13 protein-coding genes and 1 pseudogene are annotated in these 17,866 nt (G+C 65.7%); 8 read left to right on the top strand and 6 right to left on the bottom strand.

Annotation, left to right across the window (positions count from 1 at the left end):
• Positions 1-216 precede the first annotated feature (216 nt).
• Genes M1247_RS23885 through M1247_RS23870 form a run of 4 tightly spaced genes read left to right on the top strand, consistent with a single transcriptional unit; the run spans position 217 to position 5,806 of the window.
• Positions 217-1,773, top strand: a complete 1,557-nt coding sequence (locus tag M1247_RS23885; RefSeq protein ID WP_317158886.1) for a purine-cytosine permease family protein — start codon at positions 217-219, stop codon at positions 1,771-1,773.
• Positions 1,770-2,729, top strand: a complete 960-nt coding sequence (gene speB, locus M1247_RS23880) for an agmatinase (protein ID WP_317158885.1) — start codon at positions 1,770-1,772, stop codon at positions 2,727-2,729. Before M1247_RS23885 ends, speB begins: the two co-directional genes overlap by 4 nt.
• Positions 2,722-4,335 (top strand): thiamine pyrophosphate-binding protein, encoded by a 1,614-nt coding sequence (locus M1247_RS23875; RefSeq protein ID WP_317158884.1) that lies wholly within the window; start codon positions 2,722-2,724, stop codon positions 4,333-4,335. Before speB ends, M1247_RS23875 begins: the two co-directional genes overlap by 8 nt.
• 4 nt (positions 4,336-4,339) lie before the next feature.
• Positions 4,340-5,806: a sodium:solute symporter family protein gene (locus M1247_RS23870; protein WP_317158883.1), complete on the top strand. Its 1,467-nt coding sequence runs from the start codon at positions 4,340-4,342 to the stop codon at positions 5,804-5,806.
• 3 nt (positions 5,807-5,809) lie between these two features.
• On the opposite strand, the gene M1247_RS23865 is transcribed toward M1247_RS23870, so the two are convergent.
• Positions 5,810-6,616: an IclR family transcriptional regulator gene (locus M1247_RS23865; RefSeq protein WP_317158882.1), complete on the bottom strand. Its 807-nt coding sequence runs from the start codon at positions 6,614-6,616 to the stop codon at positions 5,810-5,812.
• Between the two features lie 167 nt (positions 6,617-6,783).
• Here M1247_RS23865 and M1247_RS23860 point away from each other — a divergent pair, with 167 nt between their 5' ends.
• On the top strand, positions 6,784-8,073 hold the full coding sequence (locus M1247_RS23860) for a lyase family protein (RefSeq protein ID WP_317158881.1): 1,290 nt from the start codon (positions 6,784-6,786) through the stop codon (positions 8,071-8,073).
• A complete protein-coding gene (locus M1247_RS23855; protein WP_317158880.1) occupies positions 8,066-9,403 on the top strand; it encodes an MFS transporter in 1,338 nt (445 codons plus the stop codon). Before M1247_RS23860 ends, M1247_RS23855 begins: the two co-directional genes overlap by 8 nt.
• Before the next feature lie 23 nt (positions 9,404-9,426).
• Here the strand turns inward: M1247_RS23855 and M1247_RS23850 are convergent, their stop codons facing one another.
• Together M1247_RS23850 and M1247_RS23845 are read right to left on the bottom strand one after the other, a co-directional pair.
• Complete coding sequence (locus M1247_RS23850) at positions 9,427-10,788, bottom strand: metallopeptidase TldD-related protein (protein WP_317158879.1); 1,362 nt, start codon at positions 10,786-10,788, stop codon at positions 9,427-9,429.
• Complete coding sequence (locus M1247_RS23845) at positions 10,785-12,302, bottom strand: TldD/PmbA family protein (RefSeq protein ID WP_317158878.1); 1,518 nt, start codon at positions 12,300-12,302, stop codon at positions 10,785-10,787. The genes M1247_RS23850 and M1247_RS23845 overlap by 4 nt, the downstream gene beginning before the upstream one ends.
• 49 nt (positions 12,303-12,351) lie before the next feature.
• Here M1247_RS23845 and M1247_RS23840 point away from each other — a divergent pair, with 49 nt between their 5' ends.
• Complete coding sequence (locus tag M1247_RS23840) at positions 12,352-14,019, top strand: sulfatase-like hydrolase/transferase (protein ID WP_317158877.1); 1,668 nt, start codon at positions 12,352-12,354, stop codon at positions 14,017-14,019.
• A 35-nt stretch (positions 14,020-14,054) separates the two neighbouring features.
• Here the strand turns inward: M1247_RS23840 and M1247_RS23835 are convergent, their stop codons facing one another.
• The 3 genes from M1247_RS23835 to M1247_RS23825 all read right to left on the bottom strand — a co-directional run bounded on the left by M1247_RS23835 (position 14,055) and on the right by M1247_RS23825 (position 16,839).
• Positions 14,055-14,825, bottom strand: coding sequence for a cutinase family protein (locus M1247_RS23835; RefSeq protein WP_317158876.1), 771 nt, complete (start codon positions 14,823-14,825; stop codon positions 14,055-14,057).
• 229 nt (positions 14,826-15,054) lie between these two features.
• A complete protein-coding gene (locus tag M1247_RS23830) occupies positions 15,055-16,194 on the bottom strand; it encodes an acyl-CoA dehydrogenase family protein (RefSeq protein WP_317158875.1) in 1,140 nt (379 codons plus the stop codon).
• A gap of 60 nt (positions 16,195-16,254) precedes the next feature.
• Positions 16,255-16,839, bottom strand: a complete 585-nt coding sequence (locus M1247_RS23825) for a TetR/AcrR family transcriptional regulator (RefSeq protein ID WP_317158874.1) — start codon at positions 16,837-16,839, stop codon at positions 16,255-16,257.
• Positions 16,840-17,340: 501 nt separating this feature from the next.
• Between M1247_RS23825 and M1247_RS23820 the strand changes: the two are divergent.
• Positions 17,341-17,793, top strand: a pseudogene (locus tag M1247_RS23820) (IS21 family transposase); the annotation flags it as partial.
• Positions 17,794-17,866: the final 73 nt, after the last annotated feature.

Below are 17,866 nucleotides of genomic sequence, written 5' to 3'. Positions count from 1 at the left end.
AGTCACCTCAAATTCGGCCGAAGATTTTTTCTCGCACATCTGCACGCGTATCGATCATATGACAGCGCCACGACGGCGATTTCTGACCTGAATGACGTATGACTCCGGCATATCGACAGCGGCAACGTGGATGTAACGATCGAATCGATTGCGCCGTCTCACCTGCGGGTTTAGCGTAACGCACATCACACCCGCCGCCCTCGCGCAAGGACCGTCATGGCCGCCACTGAACATCGCACCATCCCACCCAAAGTCACCGAGGTGGAGACGCACGGTGTCGAACCGATCCCTGACGCCGAGCGTAGCGCCGGTCCGCTGGACCTTTTCCGGCTGATCTTCGGGGGTGCCAACACCATCGCCACGGTGGTGCTGGGCACTTTCCCCATCATCTTCGGACTGTCGTTCCGCGACGGATTGCTGGCGACGCTGACCGGTCTCGTCCTCGGTTCGTTGATCCTCGCGCCGATGTCGCTGTTCGGTCCCCGCAACGGCACCAACAACGCGGTGTCCTCCTCGGCGCATCTGGGTGTGCACGGCCGCGTGGTCGGCTCATTCCTGTCCCTGCTGACCGCCGTCGCCTTCTTCTCGATCTCGGTGTGGACCTCCGGCGACGTACTGGTCGGCGGTGCGAATCGCGCCATCGGGTTGCCGCAGAATGACGTAGCGGTCGGCGTCGCGTACGGCATATTCGCGCTGTTGGTTCTGGTGGTGTGCATTTACGGCTTCCGATTCATGTTGCTGGTCAACAAGGTTGCCGTCATCGCCGCCACCCTGCTGTTCCTGGCGGGCATCGTCGCGTTCGGCGGCATGTTCGACGCGGGCTATGCGGGGACGCTGCCGATGGGTGATCCCCTGTACTGGCCGTCGTTCGTCGGAGCGGCGCTGATCGTGATGTCCAACCCCGTGTCGTTCGGCGCCTTCCTCGGTGATTGGGCTCGCTATATCCCACGCGGCACCCCGGGTTGGAAGTGCATGACGGCCACCATCGCGGCACAGTTGTCGACCCTGGTGCCGTTCCTGTTCGGCCTGGTCACCGCGACGGTGATCGCCACCCACGCACCGGACAACTTCGCCGACGGCGACTACGTCGGTGGGCTGCTCACTGTCTCACCCGGCTGGTACTTCGTCCCGGTGTGCCTGATCGCGTTGATCGGGGGGATGTCGACCGGTACCACTGCGCTCTACGGCACCGGCCTGGATTTCGCCAGCGTGTTCCCCCGCTTCAGCCGCGTGCAGGCGACCATATTCATCGGCTCCATCGCCATCGTGTTCATCTTCATCGGCCGCTTCGCTTTCAATGTGGTGCAGAGTATCTCGACGTTCGCCGTGCTGATCGTCACCTGCACGGCGCCGTGGATGGTGGTGATGATGATCGGCTGGTTCACCCGCCGCGGCTGGTACGACTCGGACGCGCTGCAGGTGTTCAACCGCCGCCAGCGCGGTGGCCGGTACTGGTTCACCCACGGCTGGAACTGGCGTGGCCTGGCGGCATGGCTGATCTCGGCAGCGCTGTCGATCTGCTTCGTCAACCTGCCCGACCAATTCGTCGGCCCCCTGGGCAACCTGGCCGGCGGCATCGACCTGTCGATTCCCCTCGGCCTGGGCCTGGCCGCGGTGCTCTACCCCGCACTGCTGTGGGCGTTCCCCGAACCGCGCGACGCCTTCGGTCCCGACGGCCCCCGCGCGGTGCCTGCCGGAAATCCCGCCAACATCCCGATCGTCAGTGACGACCAGACCCAAACCACCGCTACCACAGAGGAAGTGACAGCATGACCGCAACATCTTCGACCCCAATCGGTCCCGTCGACGCGTCGAAGATTCCCCGCTTCGCCGGACCCGCCACCTTCGCCCGGTTGCCCCGTCTGGACCAGGTGACCAAAGCCGATGTGGTCGTCGCAGGCGTGCCCTTCGACTCCGGAGTCTCCTACCGACCCGGCGCCCGGTTCGGTCCCACCCATGTGCGGGAGTCCTCCCGGCTGCTACGGCCCTACAACCCCGGGCTGGACGTGTCACCGTTCGACCTCATCCAGGTCGCCGACGCAGGCGATATCGCGGTAAACCCGTTCAACATTCACGAGGCGATCGAAACCATCGAGGGCGCCGCCGGTGAACTCACCTCCGACGGAACGAAACTGGTGACCATCGGCGGTGACCACACCATTGCGCTGCCGCTGCTGCGGGCCGCGGCCGCCAAGCACGGCCCGGTCGCACTCGTGCACTTCGACGCGCACCTGGACACCTGGGACACCTACTTCGGCGCCGAGTACACCCACGGCACCCCGTTTCGCCGGGCAGTCGAAGAGGGCATCGTCGACACCGAGGCGCTGTCGCACGTCGGCACCCGCGGCCCGCTGTACGGCAAGAAGGACCTCGAGGACGACCGCCGCTTCGGGTTCGGCATCGTCACCTCGTCCGACGTGTATTACCAGGGCGTGCGCGAGGTGGTCGACAAACTGCGCCAACGCGTCGGGAACCGCCCGGTCTACCTGTCCATCGACATCGATGTGCTCGATCCCGCTCATGCACCCGGCACCGGCACTCCCGAGGCCGGGGGCATGACCAGCCGCGAGCTGCTGGAGATTCTGCGTGGCTTCCGCGGGCTGAACCTGGTGGGCGCCGACGTCGTCGAGGTCGCCCCGGCCTACGACCACGCTGAGATGACCGGGGTGGCCGCCGCCCACGTCGCCTACGACCTCGTCTCGCTACTGGCACTGGGTCCTGATGCGTAACGGCGGCGACCTCGTCGTCGAAACCCTGACCGCACTGGGTGTCTCGCATGTCTTCGGCATCCCGGGCCAGAACGCGCTGGGCCTGTTCGACGCCATCCGGCGCAGCGACCTGAGGTTCATCAGCTCGCGGGTGGAGAACAACTCCGCGTTCGGCGCCGACGGCTACAGCCGCGTGACCGGCGAGGTCGGAGTGTTGTTCCTGTCGACCGGTCCGGGCGCGCTGACCGCGCTCGGCGCGTTGCAAGAGGCCTATGCCACCGGGGTGCCCGTGCTGGTGATCGCCAGCCAGGTACCGCGGTCCGGTATGGGCCTGCGGCGCGGGATGCTGCATCAGCTCGACGACCAGAAGGCCAGTGCGGTCAACGTCACCAAGAGTGCTGCCACCGTGCGACAGGCCGCCGAGATTCCGAGCCTGATCGCCGATGCCTACGCGCTGGCGTTGTCCGCGCCGGCCGGCCCGACGTGGGTCGAAATTCCGCAAGATGTGCTGCTGGAACCGGTATCGGTGCCACCGGTACCGTCTCTGCCGGTCGATATTGTCCGGCGCGCGCCACGTCCCGAACTCGTCGAGGCCGCCACAGCGCTGCTGAATTCCGCTGCCCGACCGGTCATTCTGGCCGGCGGCGGGATACGCCGCTCCGCAGGCGGTCCGGCCGCACTCGTCGCCCTGGCCGAACGACTCGGTGCGCCGGTGGTATCGACCGTGGGCGGTAAAGGTGCTTTTCCGTTCGACCATCCGCTGTCAGCCGCCTCGTGGATCGAGGACCGTTACACCACCGAGCTGCTCGAAGACGCCGACGTACTGCTGGCCGTCGGGACCGCCATGGGTGAGGTCACCAGCAACTACTTCACATTCGCACCGCGCGGCCGGCTGATCCACATCGACGCCGAAGCCCGGGTGCTGGAGGCCAACCATCCCGCGCTGGCCATCCACGCCGACGCCGCGCAGGCGATGAGTGCATTGACACACCAGGTGCACGCCCGTGACGACCGTGCGGGCGTCACGCAGGCTGCCGACTTACGCAAAGCCGTGGAAGACCGGCTGGCCGCACAGGATGTTGCCACCGAGCTGACGCTCATGGCCGATCTGCGCGCCGCCGTACCGTCGAGCGCACACACCTTCTGGGACATGACGATCGCCGGGTACTGGGCCTGGTCGGTATGGGACCCACAGGACGGCGGTTTCCATTCCGCCCAGGGCGCTGGGGGTTTGGGGTTCGCCTTCCCGGCGGCGCTGGCCGCGGCGATCGCCACCGGCGAGCGCACCTTCGCGGTGTCCGGCGACGGTGGTGCCATGTACTCGATCGCCGAACTCGCCACCGCCCGTCAACACGACGCGAATGTCACGTGGCTGATCGTCGATGACGGCGGATACGGGATTCTGCGGGAGTACATGACCGCCGAGTTCGGCACCGCCACTGCCACCGAACTGGCCCGACCCGACTTCGCCGCGCTGGCCACCAGTTTCGGGATCCCTGCGCACCCCGCCACTGTCGAGAACATCGGTGACGTCGTAGCCGCCACCTTGGCCACCGACGGACCTGCCGTCGTCGTGCTGCCCGCAGTCCTGCAGATGTTTGCGCCAACCCACCTAACGAAGGATTGAATCCGTGGGTAAACCACTCGATATCGCGATCGTCGTCATCTATCTCGTCGCCATGCTCGCCTTCGGATTCTGGGGCAAGACGCGCACCAAGGACTCCGCCGATTTCCTGGTCGCAGGCCGTCGGCTCGGCCCGGCGCTCTACACCGGCACGATGGCGGCCGTGGTGCTCGGTGGCGCCTCCACGGTCGGCGGCGTCGGCCTGGGTTACAAGTGGGGCATCTCCGGCATGTGGCTGGTGGTCGCGATCGCCGTCGGCCTGCTGGCGCTGAGCCTGCTGTTCGCCGGACCCATTCAGCGCCTTCGGGTTTACACCGTCGCCCAGATGCTGAGCCTGCGTTACGGCGTCGATGCGACCTCGGCCTCCGGTGTGGTGATGGCCGCCTACACACTGATGCTGTCGGTCACCTCGACAATCGCCTACGCGACGGTGTTCAACGTCCTGTTCGGTACCGGCCGAACGGTTTCGGTGGTCATCGGTGGGGCCGTGGTGATGTTGTACTCGTCGATCGGCGGCATGTGGTCCATCACTCTGACCGACATGGTGCAGTTCGTCCTCAAGACCATCGGTGTGTTCTTCCTGCTGCTGCCGTTCACCTGGAACAGGGCCGGCGGTTTGGACGGCATCCGTGAGCGTGCCGGTGACGCGGTGTTCAGTTTCAGCGCGATCGGCACCGACACCATCATCACGTTCTTTGTGGTCTACAGCTTCGGAATGCTGATCGGACAGGACATCTGGCAGCGGGTATTCACCGCCCGCTCCCCACAGGTCGCCAAGTGGGGTGGCACCACGGCCGCACTGTACTGCGTGCTGTACGGCATCGCCGGGGCCTTGATCGGCATGGCCGCATCGACCTTCCTGACCGATGTCGAAGCCAAGGACGACGTGTACGCCCAGATCGCCGAAGCGATTCTGCCCGTTGGCATCAGCGGTCTGGTGCTGGCCGCCGCCGTGGCCGCGATGATGTCGACCGCCTCGGGAGCTCTGATCGCCACCGCCACCGTGGCCCGCACCGACATCAAACCACTGCTGTTGCGCCTGGTCGGGCGCAAAGCTGAGAAGGTCGAAAACGCTGAGGTGGAAGTGCATTCCGACCGCCGCTACGTCGCGGTGCTCGGCATCCTCGTGATCGTCATCGCCGCACTGCTCAACGATGTGGTCGGCGCGCTGACCATCGCCTACGACATTCTCGTCGGCGGGCTGCTGGTGCCGATCCTCGGCGGATTCCTGTGGAAGCGCGCGACCGGTGCCGGTGCGCTCGTCGCGATGGCTGTCGGCACCGTGGTGACGCTGGGCACCATGGCGATCGTCGGCGATGTGCTGGCCAATGAGCCGATCTACTACGGGCTGGCCACCAGCTTGATCGCCTACGTCGCGGTCAGCCTCGCGACGGCCCGTACGCCGGCGGCTGTGCTGAAGGTGTGGGACAACCGGCTGGCCGGACGCGACACCGCGGAAGTGGCCCGCACGTAGGTCCTAGCGCAACTGCGCCCGGCTGTTCCGTTGCCTGGCGATAGGGCTCTGCGTCGGGCTGGATAAGTTCTGCTGGACGGCCGCCGCCGCCGACAGCACGAGTTTGGCGATGTCGTTGACGCGCGAGATGAGCCGCGACGTCGGCCCCGAGACGTTGATCACCGCGACGATTTCGTTGTTTCTGTCGCGTACCGGGGCACTCACCGAGGTCAGTCCGATCTCGATTTCCTCGCTCGCCACCGAATAACCCTGGGCACGTTCAGCATTGAGACGCGTGAGGAGCTCATTAAAGGTGGCAGGTGCGGCAAGCGTGGATATCGGGGCCAGTAAAGCCTCTGAAGTCAGCGCCTCGACGAGCTCGTCATCGCTGTCGAACAGCAACGCCCGACCCGACGCCGAGCAATGCATCGGCGAGCTACGGCCCACCCATCCGCCTGCGCGTAACGATTGATGGGACTCCTCCCTCAGCACCGTCAACGATCGGTTTCCCTGTTGCACTGACAACAGGGCCACCTCGCCCAACCGTGATACAAGGCTCTGCAGTGCGGGGCGGGCCGCCCGCAGAAGTGGTGTGTTGCCTGCGCCCGAGGCGAGGACGAGTAGGGGCCAGCCCAACCGGTAGAGCTTTGTTCCGCGGTTCTGTTCGACGAGCCCGCCTCGCTCCAGCGCCTTCAGCATCCGAGACACCTGGCTGCGCTCGCGGCCGACTGCGCGAGCGAGGTCACTGACGGAATGCTCGCCCGCGGAGTTGCCTCCGTGGGCAAATGCCAGGACCAGCGCGGCAACCCTTTCGGCGGACGTATCAGTCACGTAGCGCTCCTCTGTTGCTATGTCAACAACATATCTCACGATAACTCTGCAGATCATCCCAGTAAACCCAAAAATATGTTGTCGGGAACACAACATCTGTTTGGCGTGGGGTGCGGTCTCCCTAGAGTTCTCGAACTAGTGCTCCGCATCACATGAAAGGACCATCCATGGTCACCACGCAGACAGAAGCCGGGCAGCCCGCCGCGCTGTACGGAAAACAGACGATGCTGGCTCTCGGCAACTTCCCGGGTCCGGGGCGGACGTTCGGCGATGTTTCGACGTTCGTGCGCAACTATGCGTTGGTCAAGTTGGCCGCGGCGCGCGCGAACGCCCAGCTCGGCGTGCTCGACGAGCAGCGTGCGAACGCCATCATCGCGGCGTGCGGGGAGATCGCCGCAGGCGAGCATTCCTCGCAGTTCCCGTCTGCACTGCTCGTGGGCGGTGGCGGGACGACCACCAACATGAACATCAACGAGGTCGTGGCCGCTCGTGCCACGGAACTGCTGGGGATCGAGGTGCACCCCAACGACCACGTCAACGCCTCTCAGTCGACGAACGACACCTATCCGACGGCGATGGCGGTGACAGTGCTGGACCTCGCCGAGGGACCGCTCACGGCGCTCGAGGAGCTCGCCTGCGCGTTGGCTGCGAAGGCCGATGAGTACGACGGCACCGAGCACCTCGGTCGCACCTGCCTACGCGATGCCGTCTCGGTCACAGCGGGCCAGACGCACCGGTCGCAGGCCGTCGCGATCCGTCGCACTGCGGAGGACCTGAATTCCGCGGTGGCCGCGATGACCGCCGTCGCGCTTGGTGCCACAGTGCTGGGCACCGGGCTCGGCGCACCAGAGGGCTACCGTGAGATCGCGGTCCGCGAACTCGCCGCACTGGCGGGTCGCGACATCCGTCCTGCCGCAGACCTGTTCGACGCGCTGGCCAACCTCGACCCGTACGCCAACGTCGCACACGCCGGGGCGCGGGTGGCGATGACAATGGCGAAGGTGGCCGCAGACATCCGACTGCTCTCCTCCGGCCCCGCCGGCGGCGTCGGGGATCTCACCATCCCCGCGGTGCAAGCCGGCTCGTCGATCATGCCCGCCAAGGTCAACCCTGCCATCCCCGAATACGTGATGCAGCTCAGTTACCGAGTCCGTGGGTGTGCGCACACCGTCGAATGCGCAGTCGCTGCCGGAGACCTCGAACTCAACGTCATGGAGCCGGTGATCGTCGACTCGATTGTCACGATCCTCACCGACATCGAAGCCGCAGCAACCACTTTCGGCCGTCTTTGCGTGGCCGGCATCACCTGGGACGGCCCTCGCCGCGAGGAGAATCTGCGCGGCGCCTTGGACTCCTGGGTCACCCTGTCAGCCACAAGCGGCTATGAAGCCACCACCACCAGATACCGCGCCCAGACCGAGAGCACCGCTACCTCGAACGGTTCGGCCAATGTCTAGTGTCATCCAGCACAACACACCCGTGGCATACGAGGACGCCCCACTCACCAGGTTCCAGATCCGGGTGACCATCGCCGGCACTGGTGGTCAGTTCAGTGACGGGTTCATCCTTGGCATCATCGGCATTGTCATCACGGCATCGACGAGCGCCCTTGGACTGACTCCGCTCTGGATCGGCCTGCTCGGCGCCGCCACGCTCGCAGGCCTCTTTCTGGGTGCCATCATCACCGGCCCGATCGCCGATCGCATCGGCCGGCGCGGCATCTTCGCGTGGGACATGCTGGTTTTCGCCATCCTGTCCGCTCTGCAGTTTTTCGTGGAATCACCATGGCATCTGCTGATCCTGCGGTTGCTCATCGGCATCGTTCTCGGTGCCGACTATGTGGTCAGCAAGTCTCTGGTCACCGAGCACGCTCCGCGGAGTTTTCGGGGTCGTCTCATGAGTCTGCTGGCCGTCGCCTGGGCCGGCGGTTATGTCGCGGCTTATCTGGTCGGTTACCTGCTGACCCACATGGGCGGCGAGTCTTGGCGCTACATGTTGGTGGCCAGTGCAATTCCGGCACTCTTGATCTTCGCGTTCCGGCTCGGCGTGCCCGAATCACCGCTGTGGCTGACCCAGCACGGGCGGTATGAAGAGGCGGCAATGGTGGTGCGTACGCACCTCGGACCCAATGTGCTGCCCCCTCCGGCAGAGCCGCGGATCGCGCGCCGCGGTGTGCGTGTCCTGTTCACCCCGAAGTTCCGCAAGCGCACCGCGGTTGGCGCCCTCTTCTACGTCTGCCAGGTCATCCCGTTCTTCGCGCTCGGGACGTTCTCCCCACAGATCATGGAATCGCTCGGTGTCACCAGCAAGCTCGGCGCGGGCGCTACCTACAACGCGTTCCTGCTCGTCGGTGCCGTCGTCGGCCTGCTCCTGATCGACCGCATCTCGCGCAGGAGCTTTCTCATCGGGTCGTTCTTCCTCGGAGCGGCGCTGCTGGCGGCACTGGTGGTCTTCGCCGGCGCAGGACCGATCGTCGCCATCGCCCTGTTCGCCCTCTTCGCCCTGGTCCTCGCTGCCGCGGTGAACCTTGAATTTGCGTACCCACCAGAGCTCTTCCCGACGGACCTACGCGCATCCGGTGTCGGGATCGCGACCGCGGCAAGCCGTCTCGGTTCGGCAATCAGCACCTTTCTGCTGCCGCTGGTGGTGGCCGGCTTCGGCGTCAACACTGCGCTCCTCGCCTGTGTCGCCGTGCTGACCGCGGGCGGATTGATCTGCTGGGCATGGGCACCCGAGACCGGTACCGAATCCCTGGTCGACATCGCCGAAGACGTCCAACGCGGTTGATGCCCGTGCCGTCCCGCCTCAGATCATTGCGCCTGGCTCACCGAGGACATGTGGAAGTCGGGAATCCGAAGCGTCGGCATCGAAGCCCGCGTCGCCCAGTCGCCCCATTCGCGCGGCAACGTGACCTCGCTGAGGCCGGCTTCGGTGGCGCGGCGCAGCAGGTCGAGCGGGCTCTCGTTGAACCGGAAGTTGTTGACGGCCGCGGTCACTTCACCGTCCTCGATCAGGTACACACCATCGCGGGTCAGCCCGGTCAACAGCAGCACCGTCGGGTCAACCTCCCGGATGTACCACAACGTGGACAACAGCAGTCCGCGCTCGGTGCCGGCGATCATGTCTGCCAACTCGACCGATCCGCCCGTCATCAACAGGTTGTCCGCGGCCGCGGTGACCGGCGTGCCGTACTCGGCGGCCACCGCGCGCGGATACGCCAATGCGTTGACCGCACCGTCGCGGATCCAGTCCACGCGGTCGATGTTCATACCGTTGTCGAATATCGACTCCCGTTCCGAGGAACTCGGCACCGCCACAAACGGTTGGCAAGCCAACGCTTCCGCGAACGGGTCCGAGTACAGGGTCAGCCCGAGATCGGTGAGCTTCTCCCCCACCCGCGTCCCGCCCGGTGCCGACAACGCCGTCCGGCCCTCCTGCGCCCCCCGGCCGTCCATGGTCCAGGTCAGGTAGATCATCATGTCCGCGACGGTCGAGGGCGGCATGATGGTCTCGTACCGTCCGGCAGGCAGCTCAACTGACCGCTGGGCCCAGCCGAGCCGCAACGACAAATCGTCGAGCAACGAATCCACCTGCACATCACGGAAATCCGGTGTGCTGACACCAACCCAGGCGCTGGCCTCGTCGCGTTTGGCGTTGACCTCGACCGACCCGGTCGGCTGGGTGTAGCGGCGCCGCAGCCCACCCGAGGTCGCCACGAACGTCGTCTCCAGCACGTGCCGGGCATAGCCGTACAGCTGATCGGAGCCGCGGAACCCTTTGGCCAGGTCGTCGGCGATTCCGGAGAACACCTGCGCGCCGGTGCCCGGGACCGGGGCATCCCAGTCCGCCGGCGCCCCCGTGGGCGGCAACGGCGGTGCCGCGTCACGCGCTTCCGGAGCGCCGAGGGCGGCCCGCTGGGCGGCCGCGACCAGTTCCGGGATCACCGCGGCATCGACCTCGCTGGACCGCACCGATCCGACGTGCGCCTTGTCGCCATGCCGCACAATGGAAATCACGGTGGTCGTGCGGCTCACCGTCTCGCCGTTGGTGGTCATCGAGTCGCCTGCCCAGCGCAGCGATGCATCGGCCCGGTCGGTGACCAGCACGGTGGTTTCGCTGCCGGGCCCCGCCGCGTCCAACGCGATGTCGACGACCTGTTGTGCGCCGATCATCGGCCTCCCTCCGTTCGGGTGTTGAGCACGTTGATGCCGCGGAACAGGGCACTCGGGCAGCCGTGGCTGACCGGGGCCACCTGACCGGGTTGCGCCTTACCGCAGTTGAACGCCCCACCGAGACGCCACGTTGACCGGCCACCGACCGCTTCCATCGAACCCCAGAAGTCGGTGGTGGTGGCCTGGTAGGCGACATCGCGCACCTGCCCGTCCACTCGGCCATCGCGGATCCGGTAGAACCGCTGGCCGGTGAACTGGAAGTTGTAGCGCTGCATATCGATTGACCAGGATTTGTCTCCGACGACGTAGAGACCGTCGGACACCCGCGAAATGAGGTCGTCGGTGGACAGATCCTCGCGCGCGGGTTGCAGGGAAACGTTGGCCATGCGTTGAATCGGCACGTGGTGGGGCGAGTCGGCATACGAGCAGCCGTTCGAGCGGGCCTCCCCCAGCCGGGGCGCGAACACGCGGTCCAGCTGGTAGCCGACGAAAATGCCGTCACGCACCAGGTCCCAGCTCTGCGCGTGCACCCCTTCGTCATCGAATCCGACAGTGGCCAAACCGAAGTCGACGGTGCGGTCGGCGGTCACGTTCATCACCTCGGTGCCGTACCGCATGGCGCCGAGCTTGTCGGGAGTCGCGAACGAGGTCCCGGCATAGGCCGCCTCGTAACCGATCGCCCGGTCGTACTCGGTGGCGTGCCCGATCGATTCATGGATGGTCAACCACAGATTCGATGGATCGATCACCAGATCGGTCGGGCCTGCCACCACCGATGGTGCCTTGAGCTTCTCGGCCAGCAGCGTCGGCAGTTCGGCCAGTTCTGCGGTCCAGTCCCACACGTCGTCGCCGGCCACCGCCTCCCAGCCCCTTGCCGTCGGCGGCGCCAGGCTACGCATGGCCTCGAAGGTGCCTGCGGCCGAATCGACGGCGACGGCCTCCAACGTCGGCAGCACCCGCACCCGCTGCTGGGTGATCGACGACCCGAAGGTGTCGGCGTAGAACGTCTGCTCCTTGACCGCGTGCATTCCCGCCGACACGTGGTCCACACCGTCGGCCGCCAGCAGCCGTCCGGAGTATTCGTCGAGGACCGCGATCTTGTCGGCCGCGGTCACCTCGAACGGATCTATGCCGTAGTCGGACACCCAGGTGACATCGGTGTAGACAGGTTCGGGGGCCAGCTCGATCCGTTCGGCGTTCAGCGGCGCCAGCGTCGTCGCCACCTGCACGGCACGCCGCGCGGTCTGGGCGGCCACCGCGGGAGCCAGTTCGGCGTTCGACGCGAACCCCCAGGTGCCGTCGACGATCACGCGCACCGCGAGCCCGACCTCCCGGTCGATCACCGAGGTCTCCAACTCACCGTCCCGCAGCTGGATGATCTCGGTGGTGATGCGGTGAATCCGCAGATCGGCGTAGCTGGCGCCGGCCGCCACCGCCGCGGACAACGCCGCCTCGGCCAATGCCAACCGGGGCAGCTGCAGAAAGTCGGCGTCCACATGTCGCTGAGCTGTCACGGTTTCCCACACTAAAGGGTTCCTCAGGATGACCTCATAGGCTGACGCCATGGCAGCGGTCAGTCGGCGGGCGGTTCTGGGCAGTGCAGCGGCGGTCGCAGGGGCTGCAGCAGTGGGTTTTGGTGGCTACGAACTGTTGCGCAGGCCCGGGCAGGACAGCGGGGCCAAGCCCAACATCCTGGTCATCGTCGTCGATCAGATGCGTGCCCCGCAGTGGTTTCCGGACGCGCAGCAACTCGGCGGGCTGCTTCCGCGGCTGAGCGGACTCGAGCAGCGCAGCGTCTCGTTCACGTCGCACTACAGTGCGTCGAACATGTGCACGCCGTCCCGCGGCGTGCTGACCACCGGCCTGTACTCGCACCAGACGGGATGCCTGTTCACCGGCGAGGGCCCCACCGAGTCGACGCTGGCGCCCCGGTTCCCCACCTGGGGCACCATGCTGCGCGACGCCGGCTACCGCACCTGGTGGTGGGGCAAGTGGCATCTGGGCCACGAGGCCGACAACACCCCGGACGGGCTGGAAGCCCACGGGTTCTCCGGTGGCACCTACCCGTCCCCGAACGGGGCGCCCAATCAGGGACTGCAGCAGGATCCGTCCATCGTCGATCAGTTCGCCGGATGGTTCGACGCCCACGCCGGGACTGGTCCGTGGTGCACGACGGTATCGCTGGTCAACCCGCACGACATCTGCTGGTGGCCGAAGAATCCGCTGCCCGACGACGTCCCGCACCGGTTCAGCGGAAAGCCGGCCAATTTCGAGACGGCCGACGATCTGCGGCGACGCGGCAAACCGCAGCTGCAGATCGACTACATGGATTTCATGTCCCCGTTCATGACCGGCCCGATGGCCTACACCGGGCCCGACGCCTCCGCGCAGTGGGCGCGGTGCCTCGACATGTACCTGTGGCTGCAACAGCAGGTGGACGTCCAGATCGGCCGGGTGCTCGATACATTGGCCGCCCGGCCCGAGATCGATCGCAATACGGTCATCGTCTTCACCTCCGACCACGGCGAGTACGCCGGCTCGCACGGACTGCGCGGTAAGGGCGCCGCGATCTACGAGGAGAGCATCCGGGTGCCGCTCTATATCAGGGATCCGTCCGGTCACCTGACGCCGTCGCCCGGCAGCTCCCGAACCCAGCTCACCTCCAGCGCCGACCTGGCACCGCTGCTGCTCACCATTGCCCACGGCGGCCGAGACTGGCGGTCGGATTCGCGGTACTCCTACCTGGCCACCCGCGCCGACATCGCGGGCATCGCCGCCGACCCTCGGGCGTCCGGTCGGCCCTGGGTTGCCCACGCCACCGACGACATGTCGGTGGAAGACATCGCGACGCTCCTGAATTCTCCGGTCGCGCAACGCGTATTCGGCCTCACCGGCCCACCCACCAACATTCCCACCTCCGCCCCGGGGCACATCGTCGCCGTGCGCACCCCCAACGCCAAGTTCGGCAGGTACTCGTACTGGAAGCCCGGCAGCATGGACACCGACACCACGCGGCCGATGGAATTCGAGTTGTACGACTATGCGACCTCGTCCGGGGTCACCGAGCTCGACAACCAGGCGGGTCGCAGCGCCAAACAGGCTGAGCTGCAGGCGCTTCTCGATCACGAGGTGCTGCCCGAACTGCGGGCTCCCCTGCCGGGGTTTCTCGACGAGGCGCAGGAGCAGGGCCTGGCCGATATGGCCGAGCTCGCGACGTTGCGCGGAGGCTGAGCCGACCAATCAGGCACGGAGGCTGAGCCGCGGGCCTACCCTGCGGTCTGCACCACTGGCGCTGCCGGAGCACTGACGCCCAACTGGCGGGCCGCAAAATCAGCTGCCTGGACGGCCATCCCGTTGTCCTTGTATGAGCTGTGGGCTGCACGATTCAGGCCGCCGGGGAAACACACCGGGTCACCCGCGGCACACAGCTGAATGGTCTTGGCCGTGTACGGCATGCCGATGGCAATGGGCGGCGCGTCACGGTCCACCAGGTTCAGAAACCAACTGTCGGGTGTGCCGAACAGGGCCACCGCCGCGACGTGGGACGCGACCGACGCCGGCATCGGACCGGAAAGGCCCGCGGGCAGGACGTATCCGGCGGGCACAGAGCTGGAGGTGGTGTAGCCGGCAACTGCGGCACCCTGCGAGTAACCACCCAGCACGATCTTCGTGGCCGGGCAACTCGTCGCGATCGACTGGATCCTGTTGCTCGCGTCGGTGATTCCATCGACAGCTTGACCGAAGTTCAGCGATGCCGGGTAGTTCACCGCGTACACGTCGACCGACTTTCCCGGCAGTTGCGCGGTGAGCGCGTCGACGAACGCCTGGCCGGTGGCACCGACACCCGGCGCCTCATTGGTGCCGCGGGCGAACACGACCTCGACATCGGCGCAGCTGTCGGCGGCCGCACCGGCCGATGCGATCGGGCCCGCCAGCGAACCGCCGACGATCGCGGCCGAGGCAAGGGCCGTGAAAACCGTGGACCGTGCGACCTTGGTGATCACGGTGCCCATCCGGGCTATCTGCGATGTACTCATGGCTGCCGTTCCCCGTCTTTCGTTCCCGTCTGCCATCGCCTCGATGTGGTTGTGGCAACTGCTTGCAACAAGTGGAACGAAGGGCGGAACGATTCCGTCCGGTCAAGTGATGTACCCCACGCGAGCAAATGCCGATCGCCGGGATGGCTGGGGGCGTTCACAGCGTTGGAGAATGGCCGGAACCGACGACGCCCTGAACTCCAAGCTGCTGATGCGGGGCGGCGAGGATTCAGAAGATGGGCGTGCCTGGATCCATGCCAAGCCGGACACGTCCGGCCGCCTCCATGAATACCGCCGATTGGTTGGCATGCTGCGCGGCCGTCATACCGTCACGGAACAGCCGATCAATCGTGTTGGTCCGGTAGAGCGCCGCGGACCCGGCAAGTTGATACATGTTCACCAGTGATTCGCGGCTCACGTCCGCGGCGTGAGTCATCGCCGCGCGGAACGCCGCTCGCTGCTCCATGGTGACATTCGCACCGCGCTCCCCTGCCTCCTCTAAATCGCCGGCGGCCGACAGGAGCAACAGCCGTGCGGCCTCGACGCTGGCTTGGGCTTTTGCAATCAGGTATTGCGTCCGCGCCGCATCGGCCACGACACCTCCGACGACCGCTGATTTACTCTGCACCAACGTGGCTGTCTCCTCGATGACATGAGCCGCCACGCCCAATGTGACAGCGCTGCAACCCGCGAAGACCAAACCCGGGATAAAACCGCGATAGAGCGAGCGGTCGATGCGAGCGGGAGCTTCCAGTGACGCGGTGAGTTCGGCTGGCACGAAGATGGCATCACCGACGGCATCTCGACTTCCGGTCGCTCGCATGCCCGTAACGTCCCATGTGTCGTGAATGTCGATCTCTGACGTCGGGATCGCGAAGAGGCGAACGTCCGGCGCTCCAGATGACGTCAACTGGGGGTGTCCGTCGGCACTGACCGCCCCGAGAGCAATGAGCCAATCGGCTCTCTGTACCCCGGTGACAATCTTCCAATGCCCGGTTACGTGGTAGCCGCCGTCGACGCGCACTGCGGTGCTGGGGACACCCGAATTGGCGAAGACCGGCTCGGCCCCCGACTTCCAGATGCGGTCCGCGCCTGTCTCCGCGAGCATCGCGCCGATGAATCCGAAGTTGGCGTTCCACACCAGGAGTCCCACCGAGCCGTCGATGCGACCGAAGCGTTCGTAGACCGACAGCGTCGTCGGAAGGGGGGTCTCGGTTCCCCCGTATTCACGCGGGGTTAGGAGCCGAAAGGCGCCGGCCTCACGTAAAGCCTCGTGCAGGCTGGCGGGAATGTCGCCGAGTCGATCTGCGTCCGCTGCGCCGGCCTCAATCGGAGCGCGCAGCATCTCCGGCAGATCCATAACATTCATCAGTTGAGCATCGATTGTCATACCGTACGAAACGCGCCGCGCTCCCGAATGCTTCTGCGGTCAAGATTCCGATCGAAGCCTGTCGATCACCGGGCGGGTGATCGCGGCAAACGCCTGCGGATCGCCATAGGCCCGCGCCGACAACATCGCACCGTGCACCGCGGCCATCAATGCCTCCGCCTCGCTATGGGCATCACCAGCCAACGTGATGGCACCTCCGCGCGCGCCACGTTCCAACACCGATGCCAGCCACGCCGACAACGACCGAAAATACGCCCGCACTTCCAGCACGACCTCGTCAGGAAGAACGGGGATCTGCGTTGCCAGCAACGCGCACACGCAATAACTGGTTTCGGGATTACCGATGCACGACTCCCAATACGCGGTATAACTGCGCAATTGCTCGACCGGATCCGCAACATGACGCTCGATTGCAGCGATCCCCGCCTCAGCCTCGGCCCGGTACTGCTTCACCAACGTCCGCACCAGATCAACCTTGGTCGGGAAATGATGATGAATACTGGCCTTACGAATGCCCACCACCGCAGCGATATCGGCATAACTGAAACCGTTGTAACCCCCAGCCACGATCGCAGACCGTGCACATTGGAGAATCGCCTCAGCAGTCGAGGGGGCAGTGACCATGCCAGCAACCCTACCTTCCGGTAGGTAGATTGACAACTTTGCCGGCGGCACTCGCAACCGTGCGCGCAGCCTCTGCGATCCCCCGCAGCCTAACGCTATATGTGAATCGCGGCCAGCCCCACAAGACCTGACAATGCGCTGAACGAACACGCACCCACCAATGCGAAAAGAGCAGTGCCACCGGGCCTGTGAGCTGCTCAGCACTTGCCAATCCGCTGCACGGACAGCTCGCAGCCGTGCACCTCATCGACTCACAGCGGTTGTGTCCTCAGATTGAGAGTCGGCGACCGGTTCTTCGCACCAAGCGCACGCCGATGAGCATCTCGCTCACACGCATGGGCATCGCGGCAGACCAACCTCAAGGCGGGTTGCCCTACGAGCCAGTCTGCTTTCGGGGATCCGGTCGATTGTCGGCGTCGTCTGAAACTGACCCTGTGTCAACGCCCGAATTTTGACCCCCTTCGTCCAATTCTCGGCTTACGAGCCGAGAAGAGAAGGGAGTTGTTAGCTGTGGAGGATTGGGCTGAGATCCGCAGATTGCATCGAGCGCAGGGTTTGCCGATCAAGATGATCGCCAGGACGTTGGGGATCTCGAGGAACACGGTGCGGGCGGCGCTAGCCTCTGACGCGCCGCCGACGTGTGAGCGCAAGCCGGCTGGGTCGGCGGTGGACGCGTTCGAGGACGCGATCCGTGCCGAGCTGAAGAAGACCCCGACGATGCCGGCGACGGTGATCGCCGAGCGGGTCGGCTGGACGCACGGGATGACGGTGTTCAGTGAACGGGTCCGCGAGTTGCGCCCGGCGTATCTGCCGCCGGACCCGTCTGGGCGCACCAGCTATGACGCTGGTGATATCGCCCAGTGTGATCTGTGGTTTCCACCCACGACGATCCCCGTGGGCTATGGCCAGACCCGCACGCCGACGCAGTTGCCGGTGCTGACGATGGTGCTGGGCTAGTGTCCTGAGTCATTAATTCTGATGCAGTAGTTGCCGATGCTGGTGAAGATTTGGTCGGCAGTCTTGGTCC

It is taken from the genome of Mycobacterium appelbergii (assembly GCF_032883035.1).
GTDB classification, from domain to species: domain Bacteria; phylum Actinomycetota; class Actinomycetes; order Mycobacteriales; family Mycobacteriaceae; genus Mycobacterium; species Mycobacterium appelbergii.
The sequence above is the reverse complement of the archived record's forward strand: the minus strand, read 5'-3'. Positions and strand labels throughout refer to the sequence as shown.